Source organism: Myxococcus sp. CA023, assembly GCF_010998615.1.
Classification (GTDB): Bacteria; Myxococcota; Myxococcia; order Myxococcales; family Myxococcaceae; genus Myxococcus.
In genome coordinates this window covers 50,230-66,143 of record NZ_JAAEAH010000008.1, presented here as the reverse complement: position 1 = coordinate 66,143, position 15,914 = coordinate 50,230, and the positions used below count along the sequence as shown (strand labels likewise).

Below are 15,914 nucleotides of genomic sequence, written 5' to 3'. Positions count from 1 at the left end.
CTTCCGGAGTGCGGAGGGTGCAGGCGGGATGCCAGCCGTCACGAGGGCGCCGCTACCCCAGCGTGCGGGTGAGGGGCACCTCCACTCGGGGCAGGTAATGGCCGCCCTTGCTCTCGAAAAGCACCAGTTGGTCCACACGCCCCTCGCCCAGTGACGTGTCCTTCAGCGCCTGGACGCATGCGAGGAGGGCGGCGTCTCCGCGCGGGTGTTTCGCGCGGGCCAGCGTGAGGTGCGCGGTGTACTCGCGATGCTCGGGCTCGAAGCCGAGCGGCCGGAGCACCTGGGCGGTATCCGCCTGCAAGGCCTTCAGCGCGTCCGTGGCGCCGCACACATCCGCCCAGAGCACGCGCGGGTGGGCCGGCGCGCCAAAAGCGCCGCCACCGACGACGGACAGCACGAAGGGGGAATGCCGAGCTCCGATTGGAGCCAGCGCTTCGCGAAGGGTGGGCAGGCGTGCGTCATCCACATCCCCCAGGAACACGAGCGTGAGGTGGAGGCCTTCCAACTTCACCCAGCGGGCCTGGGGGGCCAGGGGGCGCAGCCGGTGCAACTCCTCGGTGGTGCGCGCTTCGATGGCGGGCCCCAGGGTGACGGCGGTGAACAGGCGCATGGCTCACGGCTCCTGACATCATGAGCGAGACACAGTCCTTCGATTCCCTTCAGCATAGGAGCCGGTGGGGCTCGCCCTTCTCGTGTCCGGAGCCACCAGGAGCGCTGCGGGGGCGCCTGCCAGTTCGAGCCGGCGGCGGGCTGTTGTCGTGCCCCACCGCCGGCCCCTGATGCGACAGGGACTCAGTACGCCTTGGAGAACACGATGCGGCCCGGCGAAGGCTCGCCGGTGACGACGCACTTGCCCGGCTCCTGCTTGAGGTCGAAGGGACGGCAGCGCGTCGTCAGGCCCGTCTCCTCCTTGATGCGCGCCTCCACCTTGGGGTCCAGGTTCCAGTGCGCCAGCAGGAAGCCCTGGTCCGCCTTCTCCTTCAGCTCCTCGTAGGAGTTGACCTCGAAGGTGTGCGAGTCGCGGAAGGACTTCGCCTTGGTGAACAGGTCCTTCTGCATCGCGTCCAGCATGGCCTGCGCCTTGGACACGGCCTCGTCCAGCGACACGAACTCCTTCTGGCGCACGTCACGGCGGACCATGACGCAGGAGTTCTTCGCCAGGTCCTTGGGCCCCAGCTCGATGCGCAGACACGTGCCGATGAGCTCGTGCTCGTTGTACTTGAAGCCCGGGCTCTTGGTGTCGTCGTCGTCCAGCACCACGCCCAGGCCCGCCTTGCGCAGGTCCGCGGCCAGCGCGTTCGTCTTCTCCAGCACCTGCGCCTTCTCCGCGTCGGAGGCCTTGCCGAAGATGGGGATGATGACCACGTGCGTGGCCGCCAGCTTCGGCGGGACGATGAGGCCGGCGTCATCCGAGTGGGTCATGATGAGGCCGCCGATGAGGCGCGTGGACACGCCCCAGGACGTCTGCCACACGTGGTGCATCTTGCCGTCGCGGCCCTGGAACTGGGTGTCGAAGGCCTTGGCGAAGTTCTGTCCCAGGTTGTGGCTGGTGCCGGCCTGGAGCGCCTTCTTGTCCTGCATCATCGCTTCGATGCTGTAGGTGCGCAGCGCGCCGGCGAAGCGCTCGGACTCCGACTTCTGGCCGGTCAGCACCGGCATCGCCATGTAGTCCTCGGCGAAGGTCCGGTAGACCTCCAGCATCTGCCGGGTCTCCTTCTCCGCGTCCTCCTCCGTCTCGTGACAGGTGTGGCCTTCCTGCCAGAGGAACTCGGTGGTGCGCAGGAACAGGCGCGTGCGCATCTCCCAGCGCATCACGTTCGCCCACTGGTTCAGCAGCATCGGGAGGTCCCGGTAGCTCTGGATCCACTTGGCGAAGCTGCGGTTGATGATGGTCTCACTGGTGGGCCGGATGACGTAGGGCTCCTCCAGCTTGGACCCACCCGCGTGGGTGACGACGGCCAGCTGCGGGTTGAAGCCCTCGACGTGCTCGGCTTCCTTCTTCAGGTAGCTCTCGGGGATGAGCAGCGGGAAGTAGGCGTTCTTGTGGCCCAGGTCCTTGAACATCTTGTCCAGGACGCGCTGCATGTTCTCCCACAGCGCATAGCCATTGGGCCGGATGACCATGCAGCCCTTCACGTCCGAGTAGTCGGCGAGCTTCGCCTTCTGGACCAGGTCGACGTACCACTCGGAAAAGCCCTTCTCGCGGGGCGTGAGCTTCTCGGCCATGTGCGGAGCACCCTTCAAAAGTCGTGGAAAGAGGACGGTTGCCTACGCCGGGCCCACCCGGAAATCAACGGCCCCGTCGCTCGGACGGGCGCTGGGTCCCTTCCTGGACGGGATTGAGTTTTTCGACCAATGGTCAGAATAATGAGCACCGGTTGAGTGCGCATCCAGGAGGCAGTCATGTTTCACCAGGTGGCCGACGACGTGCACGTGCTCGCGGTGGAGTTCCGCATCGGGGGACTGGATTTGGGGGGCCGGATGACGGCCGTCCGCCTGCCGGATGGGGGGCTGTGGCTCCACTCGCCCGTCCGCTTCAGTCCGGAGGCGCGGGCGGCGGTGGATGCGCTCGGGCCGGTGCGCTTCCTGGTGGCGCCCAACCTGATGCACCACCTGTACGTGCAGGACTGGGCGGCGGCCTATCCAGACGCGAAGGTGGCCGCGCCCGCGGCGCTGCGGCGCAAGCGGCCGGACCTGCGCATCGACCTGGAGCTGGGTGACACGGCCGAGGCCAGCTGGGCCGGCGTCCTGGACCAGGTGCTCGTCCAGGGGATGCCCAAGGTGGACGAGCTGCTCTTCTTCCACCGCCCCAGCCAGACGCTGTTCGTCACCGACCTGGCGTTCAACGTGCACCGGACGGGTTCGTGGTTCACCCGCATGTACCTGAAGCTGAGCGGCGCGTGGCAGCGGCTGGCGCCGACCATGCTGGTCCGCTCCGTCATCAAGGACCGGGAGGCCGTGCGCGCGTCGCTGGCGCGGGCCCAGGCCTGGGATGTGGAGCGCGTGGTGGTGTGCCACGGTGACGTGGTGGAGCAGGGCGGCCGGGAGGCGGTGCGGAATGCCTTCGCCCGGTTCTAGCGGCGGTGGCCGCAAGCCCGCGCCGGGCCGCCGTCGCGCGGCCGCGCCCACCCCGGCATCGGCTCCCACCGCAGAGCCCTCCGAGCGCGAGGCGCGCAAGGCGCGGCGTCAGGAGGGCCGCCGTCAGGCCATCCTCGTCGCCGCACGGGCGGTGTTGGTTCGGGGCGGGGTGTTGGGACTGACCCTGGAGGCCGTGGCGGCGGAGGCGGACCTGAGCAAGCCTTCACTTTTCTACTACTTTCGCTCCAAGGAGGACCTCGTGGGGGCGTTGGCAGTGGAGGGACTGGAGCGCGAGGTGAAGGTGCTGGAGGCGGCGGTGACGGCCGCGGCCAGCGGCGTGGAGGCCCTGGCCGCGCTGGTTCGTGCCCGGGTGGATTTGTACGCGGAGGACCTGGACGGCTTTCGCGTCGTCTATCTGTGGCCGCAGTTGACGGGGCGGCAATCCGAGGCGCACCAATCGCGGGTGCTGGCGCTGAGTGGACATCTGAATGACGTGCTGGAGGCGCGGCTCCAGGCGGATGCGCGCGCGGGCCGGCTGGCCCCAGGGCTCCAGCCGCGTCGGCTGGCCAACCTGGCCTGGACCGTGGCGCACGGGGTGCTTTCCCTGGGGGCTGGACTGGAGCACTCCGGTGTGGGAACGCGCTTCACCTTGTCTCAACTTCGTGACGAGGCCTGTGCGGTATTGCTGCGCAGTAGCGGCCGTTAGGGTGGCTGTGAAGGGTGGGAGGGGCGCGCTATGTAGAGAGCCTCCTTCCCGTCGTTCCTTTTTGGAGGCTTCATGCGGTCGTACCTTGCATCTCTCGGAGTTGCCGGCGTTGTGTCGGCGTGCCTTGTCTCCGGTTCCGCGTTCGCCAATTCCATGGGCATCAGTGGCCGAAGCGGCAAGCAGGGCTCGGGCTTCACTTGTGCAGAGTGCCACTCCGGCGGCAGCGCGCCCACGGTGACCATCGAAGGGCCCACCACGCTGGCGCCGGGCGCCACCGGCAACTACACGCTCGTCATCCGGGGCGGGCCGGCCGCAGGTGCGGGCTACAACGTGGCGGTGAGCGACAACGGCGGCACGCTCAACCCGGGCACGGGTTCGTACAAGCTGAGCGGGGAAGTCACCCACAAAAACATCCAGGCGTTCTCCGGCGGCGCGGCCCGTTTCGACTTCACCCTGGTGGCCCCGTCCACCCCCGGTACCGTCACCCTGTACGGCGCGGGCAACTCGGTGAACGAGAACGGCACCGACCAGGGAGACGCCTCTGCGGCCACCACGCTCAACGTCACCGTGGCGACTGGCGGCGGCAACGGCGGTGGTGATGATGACGGCGGTGGCTGCGCCGCCGCGGGCGGTATCCCGTTGCTGGGCGCGGCCCTGGTGCTGCTCGGCACCCGCCTGCGCCGCCGCCGCTAGGCTTCGTTGAAAGGAGGCCTCCGTGCGCGACAGCGCCGTCAGTGACCGGAGGCCACCGAGGCAGTGAACTCGTCGGGCAGGAATGCGTCGAAGGCCGGCACCCGTCGAATCTTCCGCCGGGAGTTGCCCGCCAGCCGCAGGATGGCCAGGGACACCAGCCCCAGGCCCACGGCGCTGCGCAGGGGCGCCGGACGGCGTGACCGGCGCCGGGCGCGGTAGCGCAGGAGTCCCACGGGCAGCAGGGCGGCGGGAATGGCCATCAGCGCCCACGAGCGCCAGCGGGACCGGCCAGACGAATCGGATGCCAGTGTCGGTTTCATGAAGAAACAGGTTGGGCGTGGGATGGAGCAGGGGGAAGGGTGGCCCGGACCGGACGCAGGCCGGCTCCCGGGTCGGGCCCCTCCCGTGGAGGGCGGGCACGGCCTCGCCCCCCTGCTTACTGATGGCCTGCCAGGCCGGCTGCCTGCCGGACGAGCCTGGGGGGCAGGGCGACAGGTCCGCGGAGGGGGCTTAACATCGCGCCCCTTCCGCCCATGCGCCTTCGCCGCCTCCTCCCCATCCTGTTCCTGATGGGGCCGCTCGCGTGTGCGACCGGCCCTGGCTACCTCGCCTCCACCGAGTCCGTCGCCGCCGTACGGCGCGCCCCGGGAGAGCTGCGGGTGATGACCTTCAACATCCAATCCGGCACCCGCGGCTTGGAGCGCGTGGCGCACGTGATTCGCGCCGCGGTGCCGGACGTCGTCGCCTTACAGGAGGTGGACGTGGGGTCCACCCGCGCGCGTGGCCTGGACCAGACGGAGGAGCTGTCGCGCCTCACCGGCCTGAAGTACCGCGCCCACTTCCGCACCACGGACTTGTTCGGCGGGGCCTACGGCATCGCCGTGCTGTCGCGCTTCCCGCTGGAGGCACTGGCGCAGTATCCGTTGCCGGGGCCGCGCGGCGCGGAGCCTCGCACCGTGGCGCATGCGGTGGTGGAGGTGGATGGGCGCGAGGTGAGCGTCTACCTCACGCACCTCATCCGCCGGCCCTTCAACAGCGACATCCGCGTGCGGCAGAGCGCGTACGTGGCGCGGCTGATGGCGCAGGATTCGCGGCCCAAGGTGTTGATGGGGGACCTCAACGACGGACCGGATTCACGCTCCACGCGGCTGCTGCGGCGGGCCCTGTATGACGTCGCCGCGGCGACTGGGGGCACGGGGGGCACGTATCCGCTGCCGCTCTTCCTGCCCACGCTGCGCATCGACTATGTGCTGGCGTGTGATGCCTTCACGTCCGTGGCCAGCCGGGTGCTGCGCGTGGACGTGTCCGACCACTACCCCGTGGTGGCGGACCTGCGGCTGAAGCCGGAAGCCGTGGCCGTGGTCGCCGAGCGCCCGGCCACCGGTACCGCGCCTTGAACGAGGCGCGGGCCAGCGCGGGCATCAGCCGACGTTGAAGCGGTACAGCACTTCGTTGTCGTTGCGCGTAAAGCCCTTGAGCACCTGGTGCTCGAGGTTCTGCGCGCCCAGGTACGCCTTGAGCTGGCCCTGACCCAGGGCGTACTCGGCGGACTTCACGCCGAACTGCCAATTGTTTCATGAGACGAAGCGGTGATGTGACAACCGCTCGCGTCCGCCCGTCCCTCAATCGAGCTGGAGTCCGCAGTCGCTACAGGCGCCTTCCAGCAGCGGCGCGGCGGTGCCACAGGCCGGGCAGGGCGGCTCGCCGTCCTCGGGGATGGGGGCCGCCGGAGCGGCGGTGCGTCCCATGGGCACCAGGCCTTCGCGCTCGATGCTGTCCATCCACCGCTGCTGGAGCAGGGCGGCCACGCGAGGGCCGTCCTCGGGGCGCACCAGCACCTGGAACTTCGGGCTGCAGCCCGGCTTGCTGCAGGCCTCGCGATGCACGAGCGCCGGCACGTCCGCGCCCAGGCAGGCGTCCACCAGCCGCCGCGCGTCCATCAGCGCCATCTCCGCGCAGGGGACCAGCTCCACTTCCGACAGGGCCTTCGTTGCGTCTTCAGGAGTCATCACCCGGGGGATTGGAGCGCACCCATGGGGCTACGTCCAGTCCGCCCGGGCCCGCGTGCCATGCCGCGCACGCGCCAGGTCACGACGCGCCGCGGCCGAGATGCCGTTCATTCCCCGGGCCTTCCCATGGCCCGTCGGGACATGCGCTCAGGCGGGCAAGCCTTGCCACCCCGGCACTTCTTGCCAGCCATCGCAGCAAAGCGCGCCGGTGTGCGGCCTCCAGGCATCGGCGTGGATTGCGCGGTGGCGGAGGGATGACTTCAGGCTAGCGTGCGGAGGGTGCCGCCCACGTCACTCACGCCGCGCACCGCGCGCCTCTTCCGGCTCCTGATGGTGGGCGCGGGCGTGCTGACGTGTGGTGTCTTCGGCCTCGCTTGGGTGGTGGACCGCTTCGGTCAGCGCGAACAGGCCGCGCCCGCCGACGTGCTGGTGGTGCTGGGCGCGCGCGTGTTGCCCGGGGGCGTGCCTTCCGGGGCGCTGCGCGCGCGCACCGAGCACGCGGTGGCGCTGTACCACCGCGGCGTGGCCCCCCGGCTCGTCTTCTCCGGCGGCGTGGGCGTGAATCCACCCTCCGAGGCGCGCGTCATGCTGGCGCTGGCGACGCGGATGGGCGTCCCGGCGGAGGCGTGTGTCCTGGAGGAGGGCAGTCACTCCACCGACGACAACGCCCGGCTCACGGCCGAGGTGCTGCGCGGGCTGGGGGCTCGGCGCGTGGTGGTGGTGTCGGACCCGTATCACCTGTTGCGCGCGCGCAACTACTTCCGGCTGTATGGCTGGGAGGTGGCCACCAGTCCTGCGCTGGAGACCGAGCGCAACCTGGACACGTTCGACCGCATCTATTGGACGGTGCGCGAGGCCGTCGCGCTGTTGCTGCATCCCCGCGTGCTGCTGGCGCGCGCGCCTACTCCTTCGGCACCGTGAGCGCGCGCAGCTCCAGCGCGCCACCCGGCAGGGCCACGCGGAGCAGCACGGACTCGCCGGGCTTCGTCTTCCGCAGCGCCGTCACCACGTCCTTCGCGCCGCGCACGGGCTTGTTCGCGGCTTCCACCACCACCATGCCCGGCAGCAGGCCGGCGTGTTCGGCCATGGAGGCGGGGGCCACCTCCGTCACCAATGCGCCGGAGGGCGGCAGCTCCTGGGACTCCGCCAGCGCTGGGTCCATGTCCATCAGGCTCAGCCCCACGCGATGCTCGGCGGGGCGCTGCGAGCCCCCGACGGCCGGCTCCTTCACGGCGACGCCTTCCAGGTCGGGCCGCGTGCCCAGCGTCGCCTTCACGTCGCGCTTCTTCGCGTCCCGGTAGAAGGCGAGCGTGAGCTCCGCGCCCGGTGGTTTCAGCGCCACCAGCCGCGTGAGCGCGCCCGCCGAGTCGATGGGCTGCCCATCCGCGGCGACGATGATGTCGTCCGGCCGCAGCCCGGCTCGGGCCGCCGCTGTCTCCGCCGTGACGTCGGTGACGACCGCGCCCTCCTGCACCGGCGCGCCCAGCGCCTCGCCCAAATCGGGCGTCATGTCCTGCACCATCAGCCCCAGCCAGCCCCGGGTGACGCTGCCCTTCTTCTCCAACTGGGGCAGCAGCGATTTGACGAGGTTGCTGGGCACCGCGAAGCCAATGCCCGAGCCCTCGCCAGCGATGGCGGTGTTGATGCCCACCACCTCGCCATTCAGGTTGAACAGCGGACCGCCGGAGTTGCCCGGGTTGATGGCGGCGTCCGTCTGGAGGAAGTCGTCGAAGGGGCCCGCCGCGATGTCGCGCTCCTTCGCGGCGAGGATGCCCAGGCTGGTGCTGGACGTCAGGCCGAAGGGATTGCCAATGGCCAGCACCCAGTCCCCCACACGCAGCGCATCCGAGTTTCCCAGCCGCACCACCGGCAAGGGCTTGCCGCCGTCCAGGCGTTCGAGCTGGAGCACCGCCACGTCGGTGAGCGGGTCCGAGCCCAGCACGCGCGCCTCCAGGTCGCGCCCGTCGGCGAGCTGTACCTGAATCGCCTCCGCGTCTTCCACGAGGTGGTGGTTGGTGAGCACCAGTCCCCTGGCGTCGATGATGAAGCCGGAGCCGATGCCCTCGCGCACCGGCGGCGCGAAGGGCGAGGGAGCCTCGAAGGGAGACAGCGGGTCCTCGGGGGCGTCGCCGAAAGGGGTGCCGTCGAACGGCAAGCCTCCGAAAGGCGAGGGACCGTCACCTCCCCAGGGCGTGTCCTTCGTCTCGCCGGGTGTGGGCGCGCCCAGCCGCACCTCCACGTTGACGACGGCCGGACTCACGGACGCCACCAGGGGCGCGACGGAGGCGAGCGCCACGGCGCGCCCGGCGGGCAGCGGGGGAGGCTCGGTCGGCTTCGGTGCGGAGGTCGCCGTGGAAGGAGGCGGCTCCTCCGCGTCCTTCCGGCAGGCCACCAGGCTCAGCAGCACCCCTACCGCCACCCCGCGCGCGTGTACCCTCATCGCCTTCCTCCCCTGTCGCAAGCTGCGACCGCCGCGCGACGCAGGGGGGCTGACCACCCGGGCATGAAGCCTGTCAGGCCGCCTGGAGGACTGGGGCCCCGCCGAGGGCCCGGCTGTCAGCCCGCGCGCTCACGCGGCGTGGGCGTGGCCGGGGCGCTCATGCGCTTCACCAGCTTCTCCAGGATGCGGAAGAGGGCCTTGCGGTCTCCCACGTCGAGGATGCCCAGGAACTGGTGCATGCCATGGACGACCACGCGGTTGAGCCGCTCCCAGGTCGACTGGCCGTCCTCCGTCAGGCGGCAGTGCACGACGCGGCGGTCGGTGGCGCTGCGCTCGCGCAGCAGGTGCCCCTGGCGCTCCAGCCGGTCCACCACACCCGTGACGGTCTTCTCCGTGACACCCAGCCGGCGCGCCAGCTCGCCCATGGTGAGCGGGCCGTCCTGACCCAGCCAGAGGATGGCGTGAACCTGGGGTGGCGTGAACTGGAGCTGCTCGCACATGCTGGCGATGGGGTCACGGAGCGAACTGCGCCGGCCCAGCGCGAGGAGCAGGTTCTGGAGCTTCTCCAGGTCCTCGGAAACGTCTTCATCCTCTTTGTGGAATTTCCGAGGCACGGAGTATCCCATAGCGGCCCCGCATGGGCGGGTCAATCTGTTGTCCTGTTGGACGCGGACCTGACGACAATGCAACGCGGGTTGTCCGGATATGCGAGGTGCTACGCCATGCGTCATCTGTTCCTGCTTTGTGCCGTCTCCACGCTGTTGTCGGGGGTGTCTGCTCAGGCCGACACGGTGCTGGTGTTCGCGGCCGTGAGCACCTCGGACGCGCTCCAGGAGCTGGCGCCGGCCTTCACCCAGACCACGGGCCACTCGGTGGAGTTCTCCCTGGGGGCCTCGAGCGACCTCGCACGTCAGGCCGTGGCCGGAGCGCCCGCGGACGTCTTCCTCTCCGCCGACACGGCGCAGATGGACGCGGTGGAGAAGGCGGGCCTGGTCGCGCAATCGACGCGCGTGGACCTGCTGTCCAACCGGCTGGTGGTGGTGGTGCCGGTGGACGCGAAGTCGGCGCCGTCCTCACCCGCTGGGTTGCGTGGGTTGAAGCGGCTGTCGCTGGCGGACCCGGAGGCGGTGCCCGCGGGCGTGTATGCGAAGGCGTGGCTGGTGAAGGCGGGGCTCTGGAAGGCGCTGGCGCCGAATATCGTTCCGGCGCTCAATGTGCGCGCCGCGCTGGCGGCGGTGGAGACGGGGCGCGTGGACGCAGGCGTCGTGTATTCCACGGATGCGGCACATTCGAAGCGCGTGCGCGTCGCCTTCCATGTGCCCGCGCAGGACGTGCCGCGCATCGTGTATCCGGCGGCGGCGCTGACGAAGGGCGCCGCGCCGGAGGCCGGGCGGGCATTCGTGCGCTTCCTTCAGTCGGACGCGGCTCGGAAGGTCTTCACACGCCACGGTTTCGGCGTTCCCAGCGCGCGGGCTCCCTGATGGAGGGCGTCGCGGCGTTGGTGTCCTTCACAATCTGGGTGGCGACGCTGGCCACGCTGCTCATCCTGCCGCCAGGGCTCGCGGTGGCGTACGCACTGGCGCGGTGGGAGGGCCCAGGCAAGGGCGTGGTGGAGACGGTGTTGACGCTGCCGCTGGTGCTGCCGCCCACGGCGGTGGGGCTGGTGCTGCTGGAGTTGCTCGGGCGCAACGGTCCGTTGGGGCGCGTGCTGGACGCGTGGGGCATGGAGGTCGTCTTCACGCCCAAGGCCGTGGTGCTGGCGAGCGCGGTGATGGCGTTCCCGTTGCTGGTGCGCTCGGCGCGCTCGGGCTTCGAGGAGGTGGACCCGCGGCTGGTGGCGGTGGCGCGCACGCTGGGCGATTCGCGCACGCGCGCCTTCTTCCGGGTGACGTTGCCGCTGGCCTGGCGCGGTGTGCTGGTGGGCGCGCTGCTGGCGTTCTCCCGCGCGCTGGGTGAGTTCGGAGCCACGGTGCTGGTGGCGGGCAACATTCCAGGCCGTACGCAGACGCTCTCCCTGGCCATCTTCCAGCGCACGCAGTTGGGGCGGGACGCGGAGGCGCTGCGGCTGGCGGGCGTGGCGGCGCTGCTCGCCTTCGTGGCGGTGTTCGCGACCGAGGCGGTGACGCGGCGGCGTGGGCGGAGGGTGCGCGCGTGAGCCTGGAATTGGACATCCGGTTGCCACTGGCGCGCTTCACGCTGGAGGTGGGCACGCGGCTGGATGGCGCGTCGGTGGCGGTGATGGGGCGCTCGGGCTCCGGGAAGACGTCGCTGCTGGAGGTGCTCGCGGGACTGCGGCGCGGCGCCCGGGGCCGGGTGGTGCTGGATGGCCGCGTGTTGTTGGACAGCGTTGCCCGAAGCGACGTGCCGCCCGAACAGCGCCGCATGGGCTACGTGCCCCAGGATGCGCTGCTCTTCCCGCATCTCACGGCGGAGCAGAACGTGCGCTTCGGCGTGCGGCCGGGGCGGGCCTCTCGCGTGGACGAGGCCGTGGAGATTCTGGAGCTGGCGCCGCTGCTGCGCCGCTACCCGGCCACGCTTTCCGGGGGCGAGAAGCAGCGCGTGGCGTTGGCGCGCGCGCTGGCCACGGACCCGGCGTTGTTGTTGCTCGATGAGCCGCTCGCCGCGCTGGACGTGGCACTGAAGGAACGCGTGCTGCCGTACCTGTTGCGCGTGCGCGACGAGGCCCGGGTGCCGATGCTGTACGTGACGCATCAGCTGGGCGAGGCGCGCGTGCTGGCGCGGGAGGCGTTGCTGCTGGACCAGGGGCAGGTCCGCGCTGCCGGGCCCGCGGCCGAGGTGCTGGGCGCGGCGGCGCGAGGCCTGCTCACCGGTGAAGGGGAAGGGGAGGAGAACATCCTCGAAGGAGTCCTGGAGCGCCCGGACGACGGCGGGCTGCGGCTTCGGATGCAGGGCGGGTTGTCGTTGTGGGTGCCGGACTCGCCCGCGTTGGCGCCGGGCACGCGCGCGGCCTATGCCGTGCCGGCCGCGGACATCCTGCTGTCCATCCAACCGCTGACGGGCGTCTCCGCGCGCAACGTCATGACGGGCACGGTGGTGAACGTGGAGCCCGTGGCGACGGGCGAGGACGCGGCCACCGTGGAGGTGGCGGGCGTGCGCTGGGTGGTGTGGCTCACGTCCGCGTCGGTGCGTGAGTTGAGCGTGGTGCCCGGCGCGCGGGTGTTCCTGGCGGTGAAGACGTCCGCGTGCCGGCGGCTGCGCTGACTCAGCGCGCAGCGCAGATGCGCTGAGAGACGGAGCCGCTGCGACGTGTCGTCCGTGGGCCGCGCGAGCGCCAGGTAGGGCAGGACGAGCGACAGCAGGACGGAGCGGTTCGCGTAAGGAGTGCATGCGTGCGGGGGCACCTCGTGAGCGCACGGCGCGCGCGGATGCCATCACCTTCGAGGTGGATTTCATGCTGAACGGACCGCGCGCCCCCCCCGGAGGCCCCTCGCGCCGGGGGGAGCCGGAGTCACTCCCGTCGCTCGCTGTTCGGAAATGTCGGGGGTTTTGCGCCACGAAATCTCCCGACATTTCCGAACAGCGAGCTGCCGAGGTGCGCCCCGGCCCTCGGGGCGCCTCGCCTCATGGCGCGCCTCAAAAGGGCTGGGCGATTGCGTCGCCGCGGTGGGCCAACCCACCGGCTGCATCGCGCGGAGAAATGGCCGCCAGGAGGAGGACTCTCTTGCCAGGCTGCGATGGACCGATCGCGCAGGTCGAGAGATTGCGTACCGGACATGGCAGGCGGTACCTCCTCTCTCTCAACAGTCTCCGCCTGCTCGCTTCATCCGCACGTCGCGATCAGAAGCCCCGCTTGCCGTCCGCCCAGTAGGCTTTGCTGCGCACGTCGCGCTTCGCGAAGCCGCGCCGGTCGAGCAGTTCCTGGCGCAGCATGATGACAGCTGCTGCCGGGGCCTTGGCCATGGAAGAAGACGACGACCTCGAGCGCTCCACGCGCTGGGTCCACCAGTGACGGCGTGTCGTGCCGGAAGGCCGTCGGGCCGACACGGAACTCCACTTCGTGGCCGGGCTCGGCGCGGACACCCTTGAGCGACTCGCCCTCGAAGCGCACGCGGCGCAGTCGAGGTGCCAGCGTCTCCACCGAAGTGACGCGGGTGGGCTTCGCGAACCACGGCACGAGGGTATTTGCGAGGACTGCGGGCATTTCCGGCATGGGCGCTTCAGGAGGACGATGATTTCATGGGTCGAATATTGAATATGAGAATCGTTATCAACTAAGGTGCCACGCGTGGAGGCCGGAATGGCACAGCGCCGTGTGCGTCTTGTCCTGGCCATCGGTGGTCTCCGGCTCCGCACCATCCGAGGGAGAGGGCCGTTGATGAAGACTCACACCGAAGAAACGATGCACACGAAGGCCAGCAAGCAGGGCCTGTGGGTGCTGGCCGCCGTGGCGATGGCGCTGGCCCTGTTGGTGAACTGTGGTTCGTCTGATGAAGACCCCACCCCGGTTCCCGACGCCGGACAGACGGACTCCGGGACGAACCCGACGCCGGACTCTGGAACGGAGCCTGAGGCGGACGCGGGCACGGAGCCCGAGCCGGACGCGGGCACGGAGCCTGAGTCGGATGCGGGCACGGAGCCTGAGTCGGATGCGGGCACGGAGCCGCTGTGCCAGAGCGACGTGCCCTGCCGCGAGCAGAGCATCGACCGGCTGAACCTGCTCACGACGCCGTCGACGACTGCGATGTACGAGGAGGAGGCGCCGGCGGGCGAGTTCCGTTCGTACATCGACGCCCGCGCGGGTGGCCTCACGGTGAACCAGTCCTACACCTACGCCCGCTTTACGTCCGAGGGCCTGGCCCGGGTCAACATCGACGACCAGACGTCGCTGGGCGACCACGGCTGGGACATCGCGTTCCGTCGTTACTACATCCGGCTGAACGGCGGCACGTCCGGCCCGTCCTGCATTGGCGTGGCGCGGCTGCCCACGGGCACCCGCTTCGAGACCGTGACGTCCGTGCCCGCGGACCTGACCTTCCAGTCCGACGCCTGGTACACCGACACGTGTGAGTTCATCCCGGACAACTCGGGGCTCTCCGGGCCGACGATGGCGCTGAGCAGCTTCTGGTCCTACCAGGGCTGCGTGAGGATGTCGGGGGATGTCTTCATCATCCGCCTGACGGACGGGCGCCACGTGAAGTTCGAAGTGACGTCCTACTATGAGTTGGCCGTGCAGGCGCATTGCAACGCGACGAATGAGTTGCCGTCGGGGACGCCGAGCGGCTCGGGTCAGCTCCGCGTGAAGTGGGCCTTCCTGCCATGAAGCTGCGGGCGCTGCTCCTGCTCATCCCTTTCGGGTGTGGACCTGTCCAGCAGGCTTCGCGTGAACCGCACGAACGGCACGAGTCGTTCGTGACGTGGGACGCGGGACTGCAAGCGGGAGCGCGCCCCACCTCGCCCTCGGCGATGCCTCCGCGCTTCGACGAGGGCGAGGCGGTGGAATCGGTCGTGTCCCCTGGGGGGCTCTTTCGCATCCACTTCTCCCGTTCGGGTTCCAACGCCGTGCCGGCGGCGGACGCGGACGGGAGTGGTGTTCCGGACGCGGTGGAGACCGTCGCGTCCGCGTATGACCGCGTCGCCGTCTTCTATGAAGGGCTGGGCTTCCGTCTGCCGCCGGATGACGGCTGGGTGGGGAGCGACAACGGCGGCGACGGCCGCTTCGATGTGTACCTGGTGGACTTCGGTGGCATCGCGGACGGAGCCTTCCGGCTGGACGGCTGTCTGGAGGCGTCGTCGCGCTGCACCGGGCACATGCTCCAGGAGAACGACTTCGCGGGCTACAGCTACCCGTCCTATGACGAGGCGGTGGACATCCTCGCCAGCCACGAGTTCTTCCACGCGGTGCAGGCGGCCTATCACCCGGGCCTGGGCAGCGTGGCATCGGAGGGCACCGCGGTCTGGGCCAGTGAGCGCTACCGGCCCGCGCTTGATGACCTGGAGCGATTCACCGCCGCGTACCTGTCGCGTCCGGACCGCACCCTGGTGCTGGACCCGGAAGGGCCGGCGGTGTCCTTCAGCTATGGCACGAGCATCTACTTCCAGTTCCTGGGCGAGCGCTTCGGGGATGGGGTGGTGCGCTCGCTGTGGGAGGAAAGCGTCGTGACGCCATCGGTCCGCTGGCCGGTGCTGGTGGAGACGGCGCTACAGCGCGACTGGGGCGCTGACTTCGACACCGCCTTCGCGGAGTTCGCCCTGTGGAACCTGGCCACCGGACCGCGCCGGGCACAGGGCGCGGGTTATGAGAACGGTGAGGGCTATGCGCTGCTGACCGTCGCGCCACGCACGCTGCCGGTGGCGGAGCCGTCCGTGCGGGTGGCGGCCGCGTCGGCGCGCTACTTCGAGGTGGAAGGTGGAACGTCTGCTGTCACCGCCTCCTTCGAGCCCACCGAGGGCGAGGACTCTCCCGCCATCCACCTGCTGGTGGCCGCGGTGACGCCGACGCAGGTGCTACGCGTCGCACGCGCGGACGGCGTGGGGACCCTGTCCGCTCACGTGGACGCCGAGGACGCCACGCACGTCATCGTCGCCGTGGTGGACGGACGGCGCGAAGGCCTGGGCCGGTATGGGCGGCTGTGCATCTCCGGGGAGGACTCCGGCGCGCCCTGCGCCACCGTGCCACCGACCGACCCGGACGGAGGGGTCGACCTGGACGGTGGCGTGGGCGGTGAGCCGGATGGCGGCGTCGACGCAGGTCCAGGAGGAGACCTGGATGGTGGTGTCGACGCGGGTGTTCCAGGTGAGCCCCCGCCTCCGTCGCAGCGTGACGAGGGTGGCTGTTCGTCGGCACCGGGCGGACTGACGTGGGCGCTGCTCCTGTTGCTGGTGGCGGCCTTCATCCGGCGTTGAGCAAGGTTCGTTCAACGCTTGTGCATGGAGCGGGACGGATTTCTTCGACGCCACCGCCCAGGGGATTCCCGACACGTGTTGTTGATGCGTCGGCCGCGACGGCCGTGTGCGTCATCCGCGTGAC

The 15,914-nt window shown here is 70.2% G+C and carries 18 protein-coding genes; 10 read left to right on the top strand and 8 right to left on the bottom strand.

The window, feature by feature from the left end:
- Nucleotides 1-52 precede the first annotated feature (52 nt).
- Together thpR and proS are read right to left on the bottom strand one after the other, a co-directional pair.
- Nucleotides 53-610 carry an RNA 2',3'-cyclic phosphodiesterase gene (gene thpR / locus F8M74_RS05090; RefSeq protein WP_141253378.1) on the bottom strand — a complete coding sequence of 186 codons (558 nt, stop codon included), beginning with the start codon at nucleotides 608-610 and terminating at the stop codon, nucleotides 53-55.
- Between the two features lie 182 nt (nucleotides 611-792).
- Nucleotides 793-2,244: a proline--tRNA ligase gene (gene proS, locus F8M74_RS05085; RefSeq protein WP_203330814.1), complete on the bottom strand. Its 1,452-nt coding sequence runs from the start codon at nucleotides 2,242-2,244 to the stop codon at nucleotides 793-795.
- 159 nt (nucleotides 2,245-2,403) lie between these two features.
- Here proS and F8M74_RS05080 point away from each other — a divergent pair, with 159 nt between their 5' ends.
- From F8M74_RS05080 to F8M74_RS05070, 3 genes are all read left to right on the top strand, one after another.
- Nucleotides 2,404-3,078: a DUF4336 domain-containing protein gene (locus F8M74_RS05080; RefSeq protein ID WP_141253376.1), complete on the top strand. Its 675-nt coding sequence runs from the start codon at nucleotides 2,404-2,406 to the stop codon at nucleotides 3,076-3,078.
- Nucleotides 3,059-3,784, top strand: coding sequence for a TetR/AcrR family transcriptional regulator (locus F8M74_RS38525; protein WP_141253375.1), 726 nt, complete (start codon nucleotides 3,059-3,061; stop codon nucleotides 3,782-3,784). The genes F8M74_RS05080 and F8M74_RS38525 overlap by 20 nt, the downstream gene beginning before the upstream one ends.
- A gap of 72 nt (nucleotides 3,785-3,856) precedes the next feature.
- Complete coding sequence (locus F8M74_RS05070; RefSeq protein WP_141253374.1) at nucleotides 3,857-4,477, top strand: MXAN_6652 family MXYO-CTERM-anchored protein; 621 nt, start codon at nucleotides 3,857-3,859, stop codon at nucleotides 4,475-4,477.
- A 38-nt stretch (nucleotides 4,478-4,515) separates the two neighbouring features.
- Here the strand turns inward: F8M74_RS05070 and F8M74_RS05065 are convergent, their stop codons facing one another.
- Nucleotides 4,516-4,737: a hypothetical protein gene (locus tag F8M74_RS05065; protein ID WP_141253409.1), complete on the bottom strand. Its 222-nt coding sequence runs from the start codon at nucleotides 4,735-4,737 to the stop codon at nucleotides 4,516-4,518.
- 273 nt (nucleotides 4,738-5,010) lie between these two features.
- Between F8M74_RS05065 and F8M74_RS05060 the strand changes: the two genes are divergently transcribed.
- Entirely contained in the window at nucleotides 5,011-5,874 is an 864-nt protein-coding gene (locus F8M74_RS05060; protein WP_141253372.1) for an endonuclease/exonuclease/phosphatase family protein, read from the top strand.
- A 24-nt stretch (nucleotides 5,875-5,898) separates the two neighbouring features.
- Here F8M74_RS05060 and F8M74_RS38415 read toward each other — a convergent pair whose 3' ends face one another.
- Complete coding sequence (locus tag F8M74_RS38415; protein ID WP_255470707.1) at nucleotides 5,899-6,033, bottom strand: hypothetical protein; 135 nt, start codon at nucleotides 6,031-6,033, stop codon at nucleotides 5,899-5,901.
- A gap of 66 nt (nucleotides 6,034-6,099) precedes the next feature.
- A complete protein-coding gene (locus tag F8M74_RS05055; RefSeq protein WP_163884335.1) occupies nucleotides 6,100-6,486 on the bottom strand; it encodes a hypothetical protein in 387 nt (128 codons plus the stop codon).
- 279 nt (nucleotides 6,487-6,765) lie between these two features.
- Here F8M74_RS05055 and F8M74_RS05050 point away from each other — a divergent pair, with 279 nt between their 5' ends.
- Entirely contained in the window at nucleotides 6,766-7,407 is a 642-nt protein-coding gene (locus F8M74_RS05050) for a YdcF family protein (RefSeq protein WP_171410198.1), read from the top strand.
- Here the strand turns inward: F8M74_RS05050 and F8M74_RS05045 are convergent.
- Both F8M74_RS05045 and F8M74_RS05040 read right to left on the bottom strand, forming a co-directional pair.
- Nucleotides 7,388-8,926: a trypsin-like peptidase domain-containing protein gene (locus tag F8M74_RS05045; RefSeq protein WP_216619860.1), complete on the bottom strand. Its 1,539-nt coding sequence runs from the start codon at nucleotides 8,924-8,926 to the stop codon at nucleotides 7,388-7,390. The genes F8M74_RS05050 and F8M74_RS05045 overlap by 20 nt on opposite strands.
- A 116-nt stretch (nucleotides 8,927-9,042) precedes the next feature.
- Entirely contained in the window at nucleotides 9,043-9,552 is a 510-nt protein-coding gene (locus F8M74_RS05040) for a MarR family winged helix-turn-helix transcriptional regulator (RefSeq protein WP_141253370.1), read from the bottom strand.
- 96 nt (nucleotides 9,553-9,648) lie between these two features.
- On the opposite strand from F8M74_RS05040, the gene modA reads away from it, so the two are divergent.
- Genes modA through modC form a run of 3 tightly spaced genes read left to right on the top strand, consistent with a single transcriptional unit; the run spans nucleotide 9,649 to nucleotide 12,148 of the window.
- Nucleotides 9,649-10,407 (top strand): molybdate ABC transporter substrate-binding protein, encoded by a 759-nt coding sequence (gene modA, locus F8M74_RS05035; RefSeq protein WP_141253369.1) that lies wholly within the window; start codon nucleotides 9,649-9,651, stop codon nucleotides 10,405-10,407.
- Nucleotides 10,408-10,427: 20 nt separating this feature from the next.
- The gene (gene modB, locus F8M74_RS05030; protein ID WP_225888234.1) at nucleotides 10,428-11,081 is read left to right on the top strand and encodes a molybdate ABC transporter permease subunit; all 654 of its coding nucleotides are present in this window, start codon (nucleotides 10,428-10,430) and stop codon (nucleotides 11,079-11,081) included.
- On the top strand, nucleotides 11,078-12,148 hold the full coding sequence (gene modC, locus F8M74_RS05025; protein WP_141253367.1) for a molybdenum ABC transporter ATP-binding protein: 1,071 nt from the start codon (nucleotides 11,078-11,080) through the stop codon (nucleotides 12,146-12,148). The genes modB and modC overlap by 4 nt, the downstream gene beginning before the upstream one ends.
- Nucleotides 12,149-12,724: 576 nt before the next feature.
- On the opposite strand, the gene F8M74_RS38410 is transcribed toward modC, so the two are convergent.
- Nucleotides 12,725-12,847, bottom strand: a complete 123-nt coding sequence (locus tag F8M74_RS38410) for a siderophore-interacting protein (protein ID WP_141253366.1) — start codon at nucleotides 12,845-12,847, stop codon at nucleotides 12,725-12,727.
- A 415-nt stretch (nucleotides 12,848-13,262) separates the two neighbouring features.
- Between F8M74_RS38410 and F8M74_RS05015 the strand changes: the two genes are divergently transcribed.
- Complete coding sequence (locus tag F8M74_RS05015; protein ID WP_301340581.1) at nucleotides 13,263-14,207, top strand: HmuY family protein; 945 nt, start codon at nucleotides 13,263-13,265, stop codon at nucleotides 14,205-14,207.
- Nucleotides 14,204-15,790 (top strand): MXAN_6640 family putative metalloprotease, encoded by a 1,587-nt coding sequence (locus F8M74_RS05010; protein WP_141253364.1) that lies wholly within the window; start codon nucleotides 14,204-14,206, stop codon nucleotides 15,788-15,790. The genes F8M74_RS05015 and F8M74_RS05010 overlap by 4 nt, the downstream gene beginning before the upstream one ends.
- The last annotated feature ends 124 nt before the right edge of the window (nucleotides 15,791-15,914 follow it).

Excerpts from the sequence above, each read along its gene's own strand:
- thpR (WP_141253378.1), bottom strand. The coding sequence starts at position 610 with ATGCGCCTGTTCACCGCCGTCACCCTGGGGCCCGCCATCGAAGCGCGC.
- F8M74_RS05080 (WP_141253376.1), top strand. The coding sequence starts at position 2,404 with ATGTTTCACCAGGTGGCCGACGACGTGCACGTGCTCGCGGTGGAGTTC.
- F8M74_RS38525 (WP_141253375.1), top strand. The coding sequence starts at position 3,059 with ATGCCTTCGCCCGGTTCTAGCGGCGGTGGCCGCAAGCCCGCGCCGGGC.
- F8M74_RS05070 (WP_141253374.1), top strand. The coding sequence starts at position 3,857 with ATGCGGTCGTACCTTGCATCTCTCGGAGTTGCCGGCGTTGTGTCGGCG.
- F8M74_RS05065 (WP_141253409.1), bottom strand. The coding sequence starts at position 4,737 with ATGGCCATTCCCGCCGCCCTGCTGCCCGTGGGACTCCTGCGCTACCGC.
- F8M74_RS05060 (WP_141253372.1), top strand. The coding sequence starts at position 5,011 with ATGCGCCTTCGCCGCCTCCTCCCCATCCTGTTCCTGATGGGGCCGCTC.
- F8M74_RS05055 (WP_163884335.1), bottom strand. The coding sequence starts at position 6,486 with ATGACTCCTGAAGACGCAACGAAGGCCCTGTCGGAAGTGGAGCTGGTC.
- F8M74_RS05045 (WP_216619860.1), bottom strand. The coding sequence starts at position 8,926 with ATGAGGGTACACGCGCGCGGGGTGGCGGTAGGGGTGCTGCTGAGCCTG.
- F8M74_RS05040 (WP_141253370.1), bottom strand. The coding sequence starts at position 9,552 with ATGGGATACTCCGTGCCTCGGAAATTCCACAAAGAGGATGAAGACGTT.
- modA (WP_141253369.1), top strand. The coding sequence starts at position 9,649 with ATGCGTCATCTGTTCCTGCTTTGTGCCGTCTCCACGCTGTTGTCGGGG.
- F8M74_RS38410 (WP_141253366.1), bottom strand. The coding sequence starts at position 12,847 with ATGGCCAAGGCCCCGGCAGCAGCTGTCATCATGCTGCGCCAGGAACTG.
- F8M74_RS05015 (WP_301340581.1), top strand. The coding sequence starts at position 13,263 with ATGAAGACTCACACCGAAGAAACGATGCACACGAAGGCCAGCAAGCAG.
- F8M74_RS05010 (WP_141253364.1), top strand. The coding sequence starts at position 14,204 with ATGAAGCTGCGGGCGCTGCTCCTGCTCATCCCTTTCGGGTGTGGACCT.